This window comes from Micromonospora maritima, from assembly GCF_902825405.1.
Lineage (GTDB): Bacteria > Actinomycetota > Actinomycetes > Mycobacteriales > Micromonosporaceae > Micromonospora > Micromonospora maritima.
The window spans coordinates 1-17,256 of record NZ_CADEAU010000065.1; the positions used below are offsets into that span (position 1 = coordinate 1).

The window sequence follows — 17,256 nt, forward strand, 5'->3', positions numbered from 1 at the left end:
AGCCGGCGCCGCTCAGCCGGCGGCGAACGCGTCCAGGGCGGCGACCACCCGCTCACCCACGCCGTGCCCGCTGCCGTGCCCACCGGCCTCGACGATCTCCAGCCGCGCGTCCGGCCAGTCCCGCGCCAGACGCCAGGCGACATCCGGCGGGCCACTGACGTCCAGCCGGCCCTGCACCATGACCCCCGGAACGCCGGCGAGCCGGCCCGCGTCCCGAAACAGCTGCCCGTCGGGCAGGAACCCCCGGTTGGCGAAGTAGTGGGTGACCAGCCGGGCGAACCCGAACCGGAACACCGGATCGGCGAACCGGGGGTCCGGCGCGAACCCGCCGGCCAGGGAGACGTGCACGTCCTCCCAGTCGCACCAGTCCCGGGCCGCCCGCTCCCGCACCGCCGGGTCCGGGTCGTTCACCAACCGGGCGTACGCGGCCGCCAGGTCACCGTCCCGGTCGGCCTCCGGCACCCCGTCGCGGAACCGCGCCCACTGCTCCGGGAAGACCCGACCCATGTCCCGGGTCACCCACTCGACCTCCCGCGCGGTCGTGGCGACCACGCTGAACAGCACCAGCGCGCTCACCCGCCCCGGGTGCCGCTGCGCGTACGCCAACGACAGCGTCGACCCCCACGAGGCGCCGCACAACAACCACCGGTCCACCCCCAGGTGCGCGCGCAGCGCCTCCATGTCGGCCACCAGGTGCCCGGTGGTGTTCACCGACAGGTCGGTGGCCGGATCCGACACCGGCGGGGTGCTGCGCCCACAGCCGCGCTGGTCGAACAACACGATCCGGTACGCCGACGGATCGAACAACCGCCGCCACGACCCGTCCGCGCCCGACCCGGGCCCACCGTGCACCACCAGCGCCGGCCGGCCGTCGGGGTTGCCGCTGGTCTCCCAGTGGATGCGCTGCCCGTCCCCGACGTCCAGCATCCCCTGCGCGTACGGCTCGACCGGTGGATACATGCGGCGCCCCTCCCACGACGGATCCGACAGCGCCGTCACCGTAGCGCCCACCCGCCGCGCCCGGCGGGTGGGCGCCCCGAGCCGGTAAGCAACGGATAGCCTTCCGGGCATGACTATGCGCCCGATCCGGATCATCGGCGACCCCGTGCTGCGCACCCCCAGCGAACCGGTCACCAGCTTCGACGCCGACCTGCGCAACCTCGTGCAGGACCTGATGGACACGCTGCTCGGCGCGCCCGGCCGCGCCGGCGTCGCCGCCCCCCAGATCGGCGTCAACGCCCAGGTGTTCGTCTACGACGCCGACGGCCACCGCGGCCACCTGGTCAACCCCACCCTGGAACTGTCCGAGGAACTCCAGGACGACGACGAGGGCTGCCTGTCCATCCCCGGGCTCTACTTCCCGACGCCCCGCGCGCTGCACGCCACCGCCCACGGCGTCGACCAGCACGGCGAACCGCTGACCGTCACCGGCACCGGCTTCCTCGCCCGCGCCCTGCAACACGAGACCGACCACCTGCGCGGCCGCCTCTACGTCGACACCCTGCGCGGCGACACCCGCCGCCGGGCGCTGCGGGAGATCCGCGCCGGCCGCTTCGACTCACCCAGCCGCGGCCGCTGACCCCCGCACCGGCCCGCTCAGCCCGCCGGCGGCCGCTGCCCGCTCAGCTCGCGTCCGGGTCGCTCAATCCCCGTCGCCGGGCAACCGCGTCAACGCGCACTCGGTGAACCCGGCGACCGACGTGAACCCCAACCGCTCGTACAACCGCACCGCCGCGGTGTTGTCCGCCCGCACGTTGAGCGTCACGTGGTCCACCGACGCCCGCAACCGCGCGCACAACGCCGCCACCACACCCGCACCCAGACCACGCCCCCGCACATCCGGATGCGTCGTCACGTTCCCCAACGCCGCCACCCGCCACCGCGGCGACCACACGTGCACCCCGGCCACCGCCACCAACCGGCCACCCGCACGCACCCCCACGTACTGGCCGGTGTCCAGCATCCGCGGATCGAACCAGTTCCCCGGATACGCCACCGCGTACAACTCCCGCAACTGCGGCAGATCCGCCCGACCCAACGGCTCACCCACCACCGGCACCGCCGCCGCGCGCCCCGGATCCGTCCACGCCATCCGCAGGTGCGCCGCCGCGTCCGACACCGCGTACCACCGCGACAGCGTCGCCTCCAGGCCGGGGGACAGGTGCGCCCACAACCGCGCCGGCAACACCGGCGCCGCCTCCACCAGCAACCCCGACAACTCCGCCACCCGCTGCGGGGCCGCGAACGCCAACAACGTCGGCAACTGCACCCCGTGGTACAGCAACACCACCTCGTCGCCACGACGGAACCACGACGTGTACGGCCAGAAGAAATCGTCCAGATCACCCAACTGGTACGCGTGCAACACCGGATCCCGACCCAGCAACCCGGCCAGCACCGCCCGGTCGTGCTCCGCCCGCACCGCCATCACCGCACCGCCGCCCACTGGTCGTAACCCAGCCGCGCCACCAACGCCAGCACCACCACCAGCAGCACCACCCGCACGAACCCCGCGCCGCGCCGCAACGCCATCCGCGCGCCCACCATCGCCCCCGCCACGTTGCACACCGCCATCGCCGCGCCCAACAACCACCACACGTGCCCGGTCACCCCGAACACCACCAGCGCCCCCAGGTTCGTCCCCGCGTTGACCACCTTCGCCATCGCCGACGCGTGCACGAAGTCCGCACCCACCAGCGCGGTGAACGCCAACACCAGGAACGTGCCCGTACCCGGACCGATCAACCCGTCGTACAACGCGATGCCCACCCCGGCCACCGCCACCGCCGCCACCACCCGCCCGCGGGTCCGCCGCGCCGGCGACGCCACCACCCCCAACCGCGGCCGGGTCAGCACGAACACCGCCACCGACACCAACACCACCAGCACCACCGGCCGGTACGCCCCCGCCGGCACCGCCCCCGCCAACGCCGCACCCAACCCCGCCGTCAGCACCGCCAGCCCCGCCGCCGGACCCGCCACCGCCCAGTCCAGCTTCGTCCGCCGCGCATACGTCACCGCCGCCGTCGACGTCCCGAAGATCGCCGCCAGCTTGTTCGTCCCCAACGCCGTGGCCACCGGCAGCCCCGGCGCCGCCACCAACAACGCCGGCAACAACAGCAACCCACCGCCGCCCACCACCGCGTCCACCCACCCGGCCAGCGCGGCAGCGCCCAACAACGTCGTCAGCGACACGGCATCCACGGCCGCATTGTCCCCACCCCACCACCGGCCACGAGAACGCCTGTGGCCAGCCTCACCGGCCCCGACGCCGCCGCAACCACAACCCGACCGACGCCACCGCCACGAACACCAGCATCGAACAGCACAGCAGCTTCAGCACCCGGCAAGCCTGCCACGGCGACGTAGGGTGTGCAGGTGCGCCTGGCCACCTTCAACCTGCTGCACGGCCGCTCCCTCACCGACGGACTCGTCGACCCGGACCGGCTCACCGCCGCCGTCACCGCCCTCGACGCCGACGTGCTCGCCCTCCAGGAGGTCGACCGCGACCAGAGCCGCAGCGGCAAACTCGACCTCACCGCCCTCGCCGCCCGCGCCCTGAACGCCGAGCACCACCGCTTCGCCGCCGCCGTCGTCGGCACCCCCGGCGAACAGTTCCGCCCCCTCACCCACGACGACGACGGCCACGGCGAACCCCTCTACGGCATCGGCCTGGTCAGCCGCCACCCCGTCCGCTCCTGGCAGGTCACCCGACTACGCGCCGCACCCGTCCGCTCACCCATCTACGTACCCGGCCCCGGCGGCGGACTCATCCTGCTCCGCGACGAACCCCGCGTCGTGCTCGCCGCCGTCCTCGACACCCCCCACGGCCCACTCACCGTCGCCGCCACCCACCTGTCCTTCGTCCCCGGCTGGAACGTGTGGCAACTGCGCCGCGTCGTGCGGGCCCTGCGCGCGCTGCCCGCACCCCGCATCCTGCTCGGCGACCTCAACCTGCCCGCCGGACCCGCCGCCGCCCTGTCCCGCTGGCGGCCCCTGGCCCGACGCCCCACCTACCCGGCCGGGCAGCCCCGCGTCCAACTCGACCACATCCTCGCCGACCGCCACCACCTCGACCGGCTCCCACCGGTCACCGCCGTCGACACCCCACTGGCCACCATCTCCGACCACCGGCCCCTCGTCGTCGACCTCGGCTGACCTACGCGCTCGCCCGCACCGCCGCCCGCACCGCGTTACGGAACAACATCGCCACCGTCGTCGGACCCACCCCACCCACCCGCGGCGTGATCGCCCCCGCCACCTCGGCACACGACTCGTCCACGTCCGGCAGCAGCCGCCGCCCCTCGTAGCGCACCCCACCACCGACCACCACCGCACCCGGACGCACATGCTCCGGCCGCACGATCCCCGGCACCCCCGCCGCCGCCACCAGGATCTCCGCCCGCCGCGTGTACCGCGGCCAGTCCGCCACCCCGGTGTGCACCACCGTCACCGCCGCGTTCGCCGTCGGCCGCTTCTGCGCCAACAACATCGCCAACGGCCGCCCCAACGTCGCACCCCGACCCAGGACCACCACCTCCCGACCCGCCACCGGCACACCATGGAACGCCAGCAACGCCTCGATCCCCGCCGGCGTACACGGCAACGGACCCGGCAACCCCAACGCCAACCGGCCCATGTTCACCGGGTGCATCCCGTCCACGTCCTTGTCCGGATCCAACTCCGCCAACGCCCGGTCGTAGTCCAGATGCCCCGGAATCGGATGCTGCACCAACACCCCGTGCACACCCCGGTCGGCGTTGAAGTCCGCCAACACCGCGTGCAGATCCGCCTGCGACGCCGACGACGGCAGATGCACGTGCGGCGACGCGAAACCCAACTCCGCCGCCTGCCGAGACTTGATCCGGATGTAACCCGCGCTCGCGTCGTCGTCACCCACCAGCACCGTCGCCAACGCCGGCGTCACCCCCGCCGCACGCAGCTCCGCCACCGACGCGGCGACCTCCGACAACACCCGCTCCGCCACCGGGGCACCCGGCAACAACCGCGCAGAAGACATACGACACCTCGCCCGCGGAGGCCCAGGCGGTCGACCCCCGCGACGAGCTCCCCGATGGTTCACCCATCCCCGTGCCGCCAGTCGCGTCCCCCTCAGCCTGCCACAGCACGCGCCGCGACCACCTCCACCACCGCCTGCCACCCCGGCAACGCCGCCAGCAGCCCGTCCGCCCGCCGCCGCCGATCCACCGACGACGCCACCCCGAGATCCGCCAGCACCGCCGAGAACGCCGGCCGCAACGCCCGCTCCCGCAGCGGCGCCACCGACCCCAACACCGCATGACACCGCGCGTACGTCACCAGCACCCAGAACATCGCCTCCCGGTGCCGCCCCGCCGCCACCAGCTCCGCCGCCCCGTCGAACACCACCGGCCGCCCCGCCGCACCCAGATCCGCCCCGAACGCGAACCCCTCCCGCGGCAGGCCCGCCACCTCGTCGAACACCACCGCCAACCCGGCCAGGTGCTCCCGCACCCGCCCCGCGTCCACCCCACCGCCATCCAGCGTCGCCAGCAACTCCGAATACCGCCCGGCGAACCCGAACCGCCCCAACACCTCCGCCGCCCGCACGTACCGCCGCCGCACCGTCGGATCCACCAACCCCGCCACCGCCGGCCACACCGCCAACAGCGACGTCGGGAACACCCACGCCAACACCTGCTCCGCCAGCGGCGCACCCGCGTCCAGCACCCGCAACCCGCACTCGACCCGCCGCCGTACCCCGGCACACCGCCGCCGCACCCACACCGGATCCGCGAACCCCGCCGCCACCCGCCGACCGATCCCCGCCAACCGGCCCGACGGATCCGCGATCACCCCGTCGCCCCGGAACATCGGCGCGAACACCCACGACCCCAGCACATCCTCCGGACCACCCAACTCCGCCCAGGCGACCGTGCCGACATCCAGCAGCACCCCCCGATGGGTGAACTTGCCCAGCTTCGTCGCGGGGGAGTCACGCACCAGCAACACGTCCACGTCCGACGGCGCCGGCAGCTCCGCGTCCTCCCGCATCCCCAGCGTCGACCCGCTGAACAGCGCGCCCTGCACCGAGGGATCCGCGCGCATCCGCTCCCGCACCCAGCCGACCGCCACCGCCCGCGCCACACCCACCCGCACCGACCCGATCCTGCCAGCGCCCCACCAGTTCCGAACCCGGCGCCCGATCGACCCGACAAGCGAGGTGACATCACGTCGCATGACCGCTCGATGGAAGGGCCCCCACAACGCGATATACCGCTGAGTCATAGATATGACCCAGCGGTATATCGCCAAGATGAGGACACTTTCCCGACGCCCGGTCAGCTCCGTGCCGTCAGCCCGGACAACGCCCGGTTGGTGCGGTTCGCCGCCACCGCCGCCCGCTGCTGACCCGCCGTCACCTCGATGTACGTCTGCGACGACGCCAACGACGCGTGCCCCAGCAACCGCATGATCTCCGCCGCGCTCGCCCCGTCCTCGGCCAGCCGCGTGGCGAACGTGTGCCGCAACGCGTGCAACCGCGCCCCGCGCGGCACCCGGTCCCCGATGCCCGCCCGCCGGTAACACGACTCCACCAGATACTGCAGACCACCCCGGCGCAACGGCTCACCCCGCCGGTCCACCAGCAACGGCCCGTCCGGGCGCACACTGCGGGCCCCGAACCGGAACCGGCGGCTGTCCAGGTAACCGGCCAGCACCCGGTCCACGCCCGCCTCGATCGGCACCGTGCGGGGCCGCCCACCCTTGCCCGCCACGTCCACCCGACGCTCGCCGGCGCGGCCCGCCACCGACGACACCCGCAACGCCAGCAGCTCCGACAGGCGCAACCCCGCGCACAGCGCCAACGCCAGCACCGCGAGGTCCCGCTCCGGCCACGGATCGCGCTGCCGGCCCTCCGCGCGCGCCACCGCCGCCAGCAACTCCTCCGGCGTGTCCTCGCCGCGCAGCGGCTTCGGGCGGGGGAGCGGCGTGCGGGGCCGCCCGACCGCCGGCATCGGATTCCCGGGCACGACGCCCTCGGCCACGAGGAACGTGAAGAAGCTGTTCCAGGTGGACCAGGCACGGTGGACGGACGCGGCGGCGCGGGGAGCGGCGAAGCGCGCGAACGCCGCCCGCATCACGCGGGGGGAGAGGGCGGTCACCGGGAACCGGTGCAGGGGGAGGGGAGTGGTGCCGTCGTCCGCCGCGACCAGGGCCGCCACCGTGGTCAGATCCCGCCGGTAGGCCGCCAGGGTGTGCGGGGAAGGCTTACGGGTGGCCCGCGCGGTCAGGAACTCCTCGATCAGCACCTCGACCATTTCATCCGCTTTGTCGTGCATAAGGGATATTATGCACTAATTTCGCGTTCGCGCCAGGCCGCGCTCCGGGGGAGGGTGGCCGGAAAACGCGTTGTGGACGCCCGGAGACTGGACCGCATGGTGGAGATCGACGCCGCACTCGTCCGCACCCTCGTCGCCACGCAGTTCCCGCAGTGGGCGCACCTGCCGGTCGCGGCCGTCACGCGACAGGGGTGGGACAACCGGACCTTCCGCCTCGGCGACGACCTGCTGGTCCGCCTGCCCAGCGCCGAGGGTTACGCGTCGGGCATCGCCAAGGAGGACCGCTGCCTGCCGATCCTGGCCCGCCACCTGCCGCTGCCCGTACCCGAACCGGTCGCCACCGGCGAGCCGGCCGCCGGTTACCCGTACCCGTGGTCGGTTCGCCGGTGGCTGCCCGGCGACACCCTGGAGGCCGCCCACGACCTCGACCGCGCGGCCGTCGCGCGCGACCTGGCCGCCTTCCTGGTCGCACTGCGGCGAATCCCGACAGCCGGCGGCCCGGCGGCCGGACGGCACTCCGCGTTCCGCGGATGCCACCCGAGCGTGTACGGCGACGACGTCGAGCAGGCCCTGGAGCGGCTCGGCGACCGGGTGGACGGAGACGCCTGCCGGGAGGTGTGGGCGCGCGCGCTGACCTCGGCCTGGCCGGACGCGCCGGTGTGGTTCCACGGTGACGTCGCGGCCGGCAACCTGCTCGTCGCGGGCGGACGGCTCGCCGCGGTGATCGACTTCGGCGCGTGCGGGGTGGGTGATCCGGCATGTGACCTGGTGCCGGCGTGGACGTGGTGCGTCGGCGTCGAACGCGCGGTGTTCCGGGACGCGGTCGGCCTGGACGCCGACGCCTGGCGTCGGGCCCGCGGGTGGGCGCTGTGGAAGGCGCTCGTCTCGGTGGCGTACGGCGAGGGTTCGCCGGTGGAGCCGTTGCGGGTGCTGGCGGAGGTGCTCGCCGATCCGGTGGGATGAGTGGCGCCGGGGAGGCCCCGATCCGGTCTACTTGACATAATATGGATTATCGAATCCATCGGAGCGGGGCGGCGGTGCCGGTGCCGGACACCGTCGCCCCGCGTACGCCGGGTCAGGCCCCGACGTAGTCGGCGAGGTGCTCGCCGGTGAGCGTCGACCGGGCGGCCACCAGGTCGGCCGGCGTGCCCTCGAAGACGATCCGTCCGCCGTCGTGGCCGGCGCCCGGACCGAGGTCGATGATCCAGTCGGCGTGCGCCATCACCGCTTGGTGGTGCTCGATGACGATGACCGACTTGCCGGATTCGACCAGCCGGTCGAGCAGGCCGAGCAGTTGGGCCACGTCGGCCAGGTGCAGGCCGGTGGTCGGCTCGTCGAGGACGTAGACGCCGCCCTTGTCCCCCATCCGGGTGGCGAGCTTGAGTCGCTGCCGCTCCCCGCCGGATAGCGTGGTCAACGGTTGACCGAGGGTGAGGTAGCCGAGGCCGACGTCGGCGAGCCGTTCGAGGACGGCGTGGGCGGCCGGGGTGCGCGCGTCGCCGGCGCCGAAGAACTTCTCCGCCTCGTTGACCGGCATGGCGAGGACCTCGCTGATGTCACGGCCGCCGAGGTGGTAGTCGAGCACGGCGGGCTGGAACCGCTTGCCGTCGCAGTCCTCGCAGGTGCTGGCGACGCCGGCCATCATGCCCAGGTCGGTGTAGATGACGCCGGCGCCGTTGCAGGTGGGGCAGGCGCCTTCGGAGTTGGCGCTGAACAGGGCGGGTTTGACGCCGTTGGCCTTGGCGAAGGCCTTGCGGATGGGGTCGAGCAGGCCGGTGTAGGTGGCCGGGTTGCTGCGGCGGGAGCCGCGGATGGCGGTCTGGTCGACGCTGACGACGTCGTCGCGCTTGCCGAGGGAGCCGTGGATGAGGGAGCTCTTGCCGGAGCCGGCGACGCCGGTGACGACGACCAGGACGCCGAGGGGGATGTCGACGTCGACGTCGCGCAGGTTGTGGGTTCGGGCGCCGCGGACGGGCAGGCTTCCGGTGGGTGTACGGACGGTGTCCTTGCAGGTGGCGCGGTCGTCGAGGTGGCGGCCGGTGACGGTGTCGCTTTCGCGCAGGCCGGCGACGGTGCCCTGGTAGCAGATGGTGCCGCCGTCGGTGCCGGCGCCGGGGCCGAGGTCGACGACGTGGTCGGCGATGGCGATGGTCTCCGGCTTGTGTTCGACGACGAGGACGGTGTTGCCCTTGTCGCGCAGGCGCAGCAGGAGGTTGTTCATCCGGGCGATGTCGTGCGGGTGCAGGCCGATGGTGGGTTCGTCGAAGACGTAGGTGACGTCGGTGAGGGACGAGCCGAGGTGGCGGATCATCTTGGTGCGTTGGGCCTCGCCGCCGGAGAGGGTGCCGGCGGGGCGGTCGAGGCTGAGGTAGCCGAGGCCGATCTCGACGAACGAGTCGAGGGTGTCCCCCAGTGCGGCGAGCAGTGGGCCGACGGAGGGTTCGTGCAGGTCGCGTACCCAGGTGGCGAGGTCGCTGATCTGCATGGCGCAGGCGTCGGCGATGTTGATGCCGTTGATCTTCGAGGAGCGGGCTTCGGGGGCCAGTCGGGTGCCGTCGCAGTCGGGGCAGGTGGTGAACGTGACGGCGCGTTCGACGAAGGCGCGGATGTGGGGCTGCATGGCGTCGACGTCCTTGGCGAGCATCGACTTGCTGATGGCGGGGATGAGGCCGGTGTAGGTGACGTTGATGCCGTCGACCTTGACCTTGGTGGGTTCCTTGTGGAGCAGGTCGTGCAGTTCGCGTGTGGTGTAGTCGCGGATGGGCTTGTCGGGGTCGAACAGGCCGCTGGAGCGGAAGATGCGGCCGTACCAGCCGTCCATGCTGTAGCCGGGGATGGTGATGGCGCCCTCGTTGAGGGAAAGCTTCTCGTCGTAGAGGACGGTGAGGTCGAAGTCGGTGACGGCGCCGCGGCCCTCGCAGCGGGGGCACATGCCGCCGAGGCGGTGGAAGGTGCCCTTCTTGGTCTGGGTCCTGCCGGGGCCGCGGTCGACGGTGATGGCGCCGGCGGCGCGGACGGAGGGGACGTTGAAGGAGTAGGCGTTGGGTGGGCCGATGTGGGGTTGGCCGAGGCGGCTGAACAGGATGCGCAGCATGGCGTTGGCGTCGGTGGCGGTGCCGACGGTGGAGCGGGGGTCGGCGCCCATGCGTTCCTGGTCGACGATGATGGCGGTGGTGAGGCCTTCGAGGATGTCGACCTCGGGGCGGGACAGGGTGGGCATGAAGCCCTGGACGAAGGCGCTGTAGGTCTCGTTGATGAGTCGTTGGGACTCGGCGGCGATGGTGCCGAAGACCAGGGAGCTCTTGCCGGAGCCGGAGACGCCGGTGAACACGGTGAGGCGGCGTTTGGGCAGGTCGACGTCGACGTTGCGCAGGTTGTTCTCGCGGGCGCCGTGGACGCGGATGACGTCGTGGCTGTCGGCGGTGGCCGTGGTCATGGTGTCTCCGTCCGGTCGTGCGGGGTGTCAGTCGAGCCAGGCGCCGTCGCGCATGAGGGTGCGGCCGGTCATCTCGTTCACCTCGCGCCAGGCCTGGATGCGGCGGGGTCGGATGCGGTACCAGTGGTAGGGCTCGGTCAGGGTACGGGGGTCGAAGCCGGTGCGGGTGGCGAACCGGTCGCCGCGTTCGGCGGGTAGGGCGTGGATGTCGAGCGTTTCGACGTCGCCGTCGATCATGACGACGTCGCGGGTGTGGCCGAGGCCGACGCGGGCGTGGCCGGTGGCGAGGTTGCGGCCGGTGGGGCTGTGGGCGGCGGTGGCCAGCAGCAGGGTGTGGCCGTCCCAGTCGAAGGACAGGGGCACGAGGTGCGGGGTGCCGTCGGGGTCGGCGCTGGCGACCCAGCAGTCGATGTCGTGGTCGAGTCGGTGGGTGGTGTCCTGGCGGCGTCGGGCGCGGGTGCGGGGGGCGTCGGTCATCGGGTGGGCTCAGCGCCGCTCGTTGATGCGGATGAGGTTGCCGGTGGGGTCGCGGAAGGCGCAGTCGCGGACGCCGTAGGGCTGTTCGGTGGGTTCCTGGACGACGTCGGCGCCGCTGGCCTGGAGGCGGTCGAAGAGGCCGTCGAGGTCGTCGGTGGCGAGGGTGAGGGCGCCGTAGCTGCCCTTGGCGATGAGTTCGTGGATGGTGCGGCGTTCGTCGTCGGTGATGCCGGGGTCGACGGCCGGGGGGTGCAGGACGATGCCGGTCTCGGGCTGTTCGGGCGGGCCGACGGTGAGCCAGCGCATGGTGTCGCCCTGGCCGACGTCGTTGCGCAGGTCGAAGCCGAGGGTGTCGCGGTAGAAGGCGATGGCGGCGTCGGCGTCGGTGTGCGGCAGGAACGCGTAGTGGATGGTGATCGTCATGGTGGTCACGCTAGTGGTGACGTGCCGGTGCGGGCTTCTCGATTCCTGATCGGTCGGGTGGCCTGTTTGGTGAGGCACGGGGGTGGTTCGGGGGTGTCGGGTGCGTGGCGGGCGCGGTAGGCGCTGGGTGGTTCGCCGACGAGTTCGGTGAAGCGGGTGCTGAAGGTGCCCAGGGACTGGCAGCCGACGGCGAAGCAGACATCGGTGACGTTGAGGTCGCCGCGGCGCAGCAGGGCCATGGCGCGTTCGATGCGGCGGGTCATGAGGTAGGCGTAGGGGGATTCGCCGTAGGTCTGGCGGAACTGGCGGCTGAGGTGGCCGGCGGACATGTGCACGCCGCGGGCGAGGGCTTCGACGTCGAGGGGGCGGGCGTATTCGCGGTCGATGCGGTCGCGGACGCGGCGCAGTCGGGTGAGGTCGCGCAGGCGTTGGGCGAACGCGGGGTCGTCGGTGGCCGGGTGGTGGGCGTGCACGTGTGCATCTTCGCTGCTCGGCGTGGGGGTCGTCCACCTGTTAGGTCAGGGCGGCGTGTCGGTGGACTCTGCCGCCCAGGTGGTCCAGGCGTCGCGCCAGGCCTGGTCGGCGGCGGCGCGTCGGCGAAGGTCGGTCGTCGGGTCCGGTACCAGCCGTTGGTGGTGTCGCCAGGCCAGTTGGGCGGGTTCGCTGGGGAGGTCGTCGCCGAGGCCGGTGACGTGCAGGAGGGTTTCGGTGATGGCGCGTTCGCGTAGCCGGGGTCGGGTGTCGAACCAGTCGGCGTGGTCGGCGAGTGCGGTGAGGTGGGCGATCGCGTCGGACACGGCGCGGTTGGCCGCTGGTTCGCTTTGATCGGTGAGTTCCTGCTGGCGGTGCACGGCGGCGCGCCAGAGCCGGGGCCAGTGGGCCGGTAGGTCGGGGTGTGCTCCCCCGCCGGCGATCCAGGTCAGGGTGTGGCGGCGGTGTCGCAGGGCGGCGTCGATCAGCGCCCGGTGCGGTTCACGGGCGAGGTCGTCCGGCACGGGCGGTGCGGGTGGTGGCGGGAGCGGGACGGGTCGACGCCATGTGCGGTCGAGCAGGGGTGCCGGGTCGGCGTCGAGGCGGAGCTGGATGGTGTCGGTGGGCCAGTCGCGGGTCACCACCGTGATCTCGGCGTCGATCTCGACGTCCGCGCACCGGGTCGCCGTCCACCGGTCGCCGGCTCGCACGGTGCGTCCGGTGAGGCGCCGGCCGTCCAGGTGCATCGTGGCGTCGTGCTCGGTCCATTCGACGGCGGACAGGTGTGCGCCGGCCATGCGCATCGCGTGTTCCAGTCGGTGGCGGAGGGGGTCGTCCCGGTTGTCGGTGCGGCGCGCGGTGTCGACGGTCGCCCACGGGCCGGTGGTCGCGTCGCCGTGCGCGACTCGTACGTGGGTGATCGTGCGGTCGGTGGATTCGAGCCCGGCGAACCGCGCGGTGCCGGGCAGGGCGGGGCCGGTGAGCGTGACGACGGGCAGGCCGCTGTCGCGGAGTTCACGGCGCAGGCGTTCGGTCTGCCGGGCGAGGCGCTCGTCGACGTGGCTGCTCGGGTCGTGTTCCACCGCGCCTCCTCCTCCGCACGGGGTCCCCGGCTGTGATGGTACTCGCGCGGGTCGCCGCCCGGTCGCGTCAGGCGTGTCTGCGCGGCCGGGCGGCGGGGTCCGGTCGGGGTCAGGTGATGGTCGTGGAGGTGGTCGGCGAGTAGGAGTAGCAGAGCCAGCCGGCTTCGGTGATGGTGAAGCTGCCCCAGGTGACGGTGGCGTTGGCCCAGCCGCGGGTCAGGTTCAGGGTGCGGGCGCTGGCGGCCCAGGACAGTCCGAGGCCGGAGTAGTAGCCGTCGTACTCGTCGTAGTTCTGGGTGGAGTGTCCGCCGTTGTCGCTGATGTCGACGTGCCAGTGGATGTCCCAGGGGCCGCCCGAGGCCTGGACGAGGGTCATGCCTGTCGTCAACGTCGCCCGGCCACCGCCTCTGGGGTCGAGGCCTACCCATGAGCTGCCGCACTCGCCGGTTGCCGCGCCGTAGCTGTTGGTGGACATCGAGCCGCCCGGCTTGAGGACACCGTGCTCGGGCACGTAGCGCCCTTCGGCCGCTGCCGTTGCCTTGTCGGCGGGCACCGAAGCCTGGGAGCCGTCGGGCAACGTCACGATGCGGTAGCCGTGCGCCTCGGCGACCTTCGCGTCGAAGCCCACCAGGCCCATGCCGAGGCGGTCGGCCTTGGCGACGGAGTCGGGCGGTGCGGCTGCCGCGGCGGTCGGGGTCGTGAGGGCCGGGACACCTGCGGTGGCCAGCGCGAGAGCGAGCAGCGCTGATGCGGACAGGCGTGTACGTCGTGTGTTTCTGGTGGTCATTCCTTCTCCCCGTGTGAGTGACGTACCCCCAGACTATTCGATACGGGTCAATATTTATAGAGAAGGATGGGATGTGCCGAGGTGGCTGGTCAGCGCAGCCGGCGGGCGGTGAACCGGGTGGGCGGGTCGGCGATGGCGTCCTGGGCGGCGACGAGTTGCAGTTCCCGGGTGCCGGCGGCGAGGGTGGCCTCGAGTACCGCGAAGATCGAGTTGGTGGTGCGTTCGAGCGCGGTCTCGGGCGAGCCGGTGGTGGCGAGGTGGGCCAGGTAGAGGGCGGCGGTGACGTCGCCGCCACCGTTGGGGGCGATCGGCAGCAGCGGGGTGGTGACCGCCCACGCGCCGGTGTCGGAGACGGCGACGACGTCGAGGTGGTCGGCGGGCAGGTCGCCGTGCAGGACGCTGGTGACCAGGACGTGGCGGGGGCCGGTGGCGCGGACGGTGTCGACGGCGGCGAGCAGGTCGTCGAGGGTGTCCGTGGTGCGGTCGGCGAGGAACTCCAGCTCGAACTGGTTGGGAGTGACGATGTCGGCGCGGGGCACGACGGTGTCGCGCAGGTATTCGGGGATGCCGGGGCGGACGAACATGCCGCGGCCGACGTCGCCCATGACCGGGTCGCAGCAGTAGAGGGCGTCGGGGTTGGCGGCCTTGACCTGGGCGACGGCGTCGAGGATGACCGCGCCGACGGCGGGGTCGCCCTGGTAGCCGGAGAGCACGGCGTCGGCGGTGCCGAGGACGCCGCGGTCGGCGATGCCGGCGATGACGTCGGCGACGTCGGTGGGGGCGAGCAGCGGGCCGCGCCAGGCGCCGTAGCCGGTGTGGTTGGAGAAGTGCACGGTCAGCACCGGCCAGACCTCGTGGCGCAGGCGTTGCAGCGGGAACACGGCGGCGGAGTTGCCGACGTGGCCGTAGGCGACCGACGACTGGATGGACAGGATCTTCACCGGTTCATGGTCGCATCCGGCGGCGGTGGTGACCGTTCGGCTCAGGGTTTCGACCGTCGGGCGCGGGGTGGGTTTGGGCGCAGCGTGCGGCAGGGGCATGAAGCGAGGTGTTCTCGTCATCCGGACGGAGGAAGCACTGATGCTTTCCGCACTCGATCGTCGGCACACCGTCGCGCCGCCGGGCTACAGCCGTTGGCTGATTCCCCCGGCCGCGTTGGCGATCCATCTCTGCATCGGACAGGTGTACGCGACAAGCGTGTACAAGAACTCCCTGATCGCGCACTTCGACACCGGGCAGACGGCGATCGGGGTGATCTTCAGCATCGCGATCGTGATGCTGGGTCTGTCGGCCGCGGTGGCCGGTACGTGGGTGGAGGCGAACGGGCCGCGCAAGGCGATGTTCGTCTCGGCGTGTTTCTGGGCGGCCGGGTTCCTGGTGGGCGCGCTGGGGATCGCGAGCAAGCAGTTGTGGCTGCTGTACCTGGGGTACGGGGTGCTGGGCGGGATCGGGTTGGGGATCGGGTACATCTCCCCCGTCTCCACGTTGATCAAGTGGTTCCCGGACCGGCCGGGGCTGGCGACCGGTCTGGCGATCATGGGGTTCGGTGGTGGGGCGATGGTGGCCTCTCCCCTGTCCCGGCAGCTGCTGTCGTTCTACGACTCCGGCTACGACCCGTCCAACAGCGGGTCGACGGCGTCGGGGTCGGCGCTGGTGTGGTTGTTCGTCACCCTCGGCATCGGCTACTTCGTGGTGATGATGTTCGGGGTGGTCAACGTGCGGGTGCCGGCGGCGGACTGGCGTCCGGCCGGGTTCGACCCGGCGAGGGTGGCGGCGAAGCCGCTGGTGACCACCGCGAACGTGTCGGCGGCGAACGCGGTGAGGACGCGGTCGTTCTGGCTGCTGTGGGTGGTGCTGTTCTGCAACGTGACCGCCGGGATCGGCATCCTGGAGCAGGCCAGCCCGATGATCCAGGACTTCTTCCGGGAGGGCGGCACGTCGGCGGTGTCGGTGGCGGCGGCCGGCGGGTTCGTGGGGCTGCTGTCGTTGTTCAACATGGCCGGCCGGTTCGTCTGGTCCTCGACGTCGGACGTGATCGGCCGTAAGCCGATCTACGTGGTGTACCTGGGTGTGGGCATGGTGCTGTACCTGCTGCTGGCACTGGTCGGACAGACCGCGACGGCGTTGTTCGTGCTGCTGGCGTGCGTGATCCTGTCGTTCTACGGCGGTGGGTTCGCCACCGTGCCGGCGTACCTGCGGGACCTGTTCGGCACGTTCGAGGTGGGTGCGATCCACGGTCGGTTGCTGACCGCCTGGTCGGCGGCGGGGGTGGCGGGTCCGCTGATCGTCAACGCGTTCCTCGACGCGCAGGGCGAGCCGGGCACGTTGACCGCGGCGGCGTACCGGCCGGCGTTGTTCACGATGGTCGGGGTGCTGGCGGTGGGGCTGGTGGCGAACCTGCTGATCCGGCCGGTGCCGCAGCGGTTCCACGAGCCGGCGGCAGGCCGGGACGAGGTGGCGGACGGGCAGCCGGTGGCGGCGGAGAGGAGCGGATCGTGAACGAGCGGGTCGGTGGCGGGCAGCGGGTCCGTCTGGTGGTGTCGTGGCTGGTGGTGGCGGTGCTGCTGGGCTACGGCGTGGTGCAGACGCTGATCACGGCGGCGAAGCTGTTCACGCAGTGACGTGCGGCGGCGGCCCGGGGTCTCCCCCGGGCCGCCGCGCCGTTTCAGAGGCCGCCGGAGACGCGCAGGACGGCGCCCGTGGTGTACGAGGCGTCGGGGCCGAGCAGGTGGGCGATGGCGCCGGCGACCTCGTCGGGTTCGCCGGCGCGGCCCAGCGGGATCCGGCCGGCGGCGGTGTCGGGTCGGTCCGGGATGCCGGAGCGGGCGTGGATGTCGGTGCGGATGAGGCCGGGGGCGACCGCGTTGACCCGGATGCCGCGCGGAGCCAGTTCCTTGGCCAGGCCGACGGTGAGGGTGTCGGTGGCGGCCTTCACGGCGGCGTAGTGGATGTACTCGCCAGGGCTGCCGAGGGTGGCCGCGGCGGAGGAGACGTTGACGATCGCGCCGCCGGCGTCCATCCGGCGGGCCGCCTGCTGGGCGCACAGGACGTAGCCGACGAGGTTGACGTCGACGACCTCGCGCAGGTCCTCGACGCGCAGGTCGGTGAACGGGCCGATCAGGCTGGTGACGCCGGCGTTGTTGACCAGGCCGGTGAGCGGGCCGAGCTGGTCGGCGGCGGCGAAGAGCTGGCGTACCTGCTCGGGGTCGCGGGTGTCGGCGGCGACGGTGACCGCGCGGCGGCCGGCCGCGCGCACGTCGG

General features: G+C 72.5%; 19 protein-coding genes and 1 riboswitch. Of the genes, 5 read left to right on the forward strand and 14 right to left on the reverse strand.

Annotated elements, in window-relative coordinates:
- Positions 1-12: 12 nt before the first annotated feature.
- Positions 13-960 (reverse strand): prolyl aminopeptidase, encoded by a 948-nt coding sequence (gene pip / locus HUW36_RS09500; RefSeq protein ID WP_174527791.1) that lies wholly within the window; start codon positions 958-960, stop codon positions 13-15.
- A gap of 109 nt (positions 961-1,069) precedes the next feature.
- Here pip and def point away from each other — a divergent pair, with 109 nt between their 5' ends.
- Complete coding sequence (gene def / locus HUW36_RS09505; protein ID WP_174527792.1) at positions 1,070-1,579, forward strand: peptide deformylase; 510 nt, start codon at positions 1,070-1,072, stop codon at positions 1,577-1,579.
- A 63-nt stretch (positions 1,580-1,642) separates the two neighbouring features.
- Here def and HUW36_RS09510 read toward each other — a convergent pair whose 3' ends face one another.
- Positions 1,643-2,428 (reverse strand): GNAT family N-acetyltransferase, encoded by a 786-nt coding sequence (locus tag HUW36_RS09510; protein WP_246248028.1) that lies wholly within the window; start codon positions 2,426-2,428, stop codon positions 1,643-1,645.
- Positions 2,428-3,204: a sulfite exporter TauE/SafE family protein gene (locus HUW36_RS09515; RefSeq protein WP_174527794.1), complete on the reverse strand. Its 777-nt coding sequence runs from the start codon at positions 3,202-3,204 to the stop codon at positions 2,428-2,430. The genes HUW36_RS09510 and HUW36_RS09515 overlap by 1 nt, the downstream gene beginning before the upstream one ends.
- A 174-nt stretch (positions 3,205-3,378) precedes the next feature.
- On the opposite strand from HUW36_RS09515, the gene HUW36_RS09520 reads away from it, so the two are divergent.
- Positions 3,379-4,158, forward strand: a complete 780-nt coding sequence (locus HUW36_RS09520) for an endonuclease/exonuclease/phosphatase family protein (RefSeq protein ID WP_174527795.1) — start codon at positions 3,379-3,381, stop codon at positions 4,156-4,158.
- Position 4,159: 1 nt separating this feature from the next.
- Here the strand turns inward: HUW36_RS09520 and HUW36_RS09525 are convergent, their stop codons facing one another.
- The 3 genes from HUW36_RS09525 to HUW36_RS09535 form a co-directional block, all read right to left on the reverse strand.
- Positions 4,160-5,020 carry a bifunctional 5,10-methylenetetrahydrofolate dehydrogenase/5,10-methenyltetrahydrofolate cyclohydrolase gene (locus HUW36_RS09525; protein ID WP_174527796.1) on the reverse strand — a complete coding sequence of 287 codons (861 nt, stop codon included), beginning with the start codon at positions 5,018-5,020 and terminating at the stop codon, positions 4,160-4,162.
- Positions 5,021-5,033: 13 nt separating this feature from the next.
- A riboswitch (ZMP/ZTP riboswitch) is annotated at positions 5,034-5,115 on the reverse strand.
- On the reverse strand, positions 5,113-6,138 hold the full coding sequence (locus HUW36_RS09530; RefSeq protein ID WP_174527797.1) for a hypothetical protein: 1,026 nt from the start codon (positions 6,136-6,138) through the stop codon (positions 5,113-5,115). Its footprint overlaps the riboswitch before it by 3 nt.
- 182 nt (positions 6,139-6,320) lie before the next feature.
- A complete protein-coding gene (locus tag HUW36_RS09535) occupies positions 6,321-7,319 on the reverse strand; it encodes a tyrosine-type recombinase/integrase (RefSeq protein ID WP_174527798.1) in 999 nt (332 codons plus the stop codon).
- Between the two features lie 96 nt (positions 7,320-7,415).
- On the opposite strand from HUW36_RS09535, the gene HUW36_RS09540 reads away from it, so the two are divergent.
- On the forward strand, positions 7,416-8,282 hold the full coding sequence (locus tag HUW36_RS09540; RefSeq protein WP_174527799.1) for an aminoglycoside phosphotransferase family protein: 867 nt from the start codon (positions 7,416-7,418) through the stop codon (positions 8,280-8,282).
- A gap of 112 nt (positions 8,283-8,394) precedes the next feature.
- Here the strand turns inward: HUW36_RS09540 and HUW36_RS09545 are convergent, their stop codons facing one another.
- The 7 genes from HUW36_RS09545 to pdxY form a co-directional block, all read right to left on the reverse strand.
- Positions 8,395-10,755, reverse strand: coding sequence for an ATP-binding cassette domain-containing protein (locus HUW36_RS09545; protein ID WP_174527800.1), 2,361 nt, complete (start codon positions 10,753-10,755; stop codon positions 8,395-8,397).
- A gap of 27 nt (positions 10,756-10,782) precedes the next feature.
- Positions 10,783-11,232, reverse strand: a complete 450-nt coding sequence (locus HUW36_RS09550; protein ID WP_174527801.1) for a pyridoxamine 5'-phosphate oxidase family protein — start codon at positions 11,230-11,232, stop codon at positions 10,783-10,785.
- Between the two features lie 9 nt (positions 11,233-11,241).
- The gene (locus tag HUW36_RS09555) at positions 11,242-11,655 is read right to left on the reverse strand and encodes a VOC family protein (protein ID WP_091577623.1); all 414 of its coding nucleotides are present in this window, start codon (positions 11,653-11,655) and stop codon (positions 11,242-11,244) included.
- Positions 11,656-11,660: 5 nt separating this feature from the next.
- Positions 11,661-12,128 (reverse strand): helix-turn-helix transcriptional regulator, encoded by a 468-nt coding sequence (locus tag HUW36_RS09560; RefSeq protein ID WP_174527802.1) that lies wholly within the window; start codon positions 12,126-12,128, stop codon positions 11,661-11,663.
- A 45-nt stretch (positions 12,129-12,173) separates the two neighbouring features.
- Positions 12,174-13,208, reverse strand: a complete 1,035-nt coding sequence (locus tag HUW36_RS09565; RefSeq protein WP_174527803.1) for a hypothetical protein — start codon at positions 13,206-13,208, stop codon at positions 12,174-12,176.
- 109 nt (positions 13,209-13,317) lie between these two features.
- A complete protein-coding gene (locus HUW36_RS09570) occupies positions 13,318-13,995 on the reverse strand; it encodes a hypothetical protein (protein WP_174527804.1) in 678 nt (225 codons plus the stop codon).
- An 89-nt stretch (positions 13,996-14,084) separates the two neighbouring features.
- Positions 14,085-14,936: a pyridoxal kinase PdxY gene (gene pdxY, locus HUW36_RS09575; protein WP_174527805.1), complete on the reverse strand. Its 852-nt coding sequence runs from the start codon at positions 14,934-14,936 to the stop codon at positions 14,085-14,087.
- Between the two features lie 139 nt (positions 14,937-15,075).
- Here pdxY and HUW36_RS09580 point away from each other — a divergent pair, with 139 nt between their 5' ends.
- Both HUW36_RS09580 and HUW36_RS34865 read left to right on the forward strand, forming a co-directional pair.
- Positions 15,076-16,494 (forward strand): OFA family MFS transporter, encoded by a 1,419-nt coding sequence (locus tag HUW36_RS09580; protein WP_174527806.1) that lies wholly within the window; start codon positions 15,076-15,078, stop codon positions 16,492-16,494.
- On the forward strand, positions 16,491-16,616 hold the full coding sequence (locus HUW36_RS34865; protein WP_281357504.1) for an MFS transporter small subunit: 126 nt from the start codon (positions 16,491-16,493) through the stop codon (positions 16,614-16,616). The genes HUW36_RS09580 and HUW36_RS34865 overlap by 4 nt, the downstream gene beginning before the upstream one ends.
- Before the next feature lie 44 nt (positions 16,617-16,660).
- Here HUW36_RS34865 and HUW36_RS09585 read toward each other — a convergent pair.
- Positions 16,661-17,256: SDR family NAD(P)-dependent oxidoreductase (locus HUW36_RS09585; protein ID WP_174527807.1), on the reverse strand; the 596-nt coding region annotated here is incomplete at its 5' end.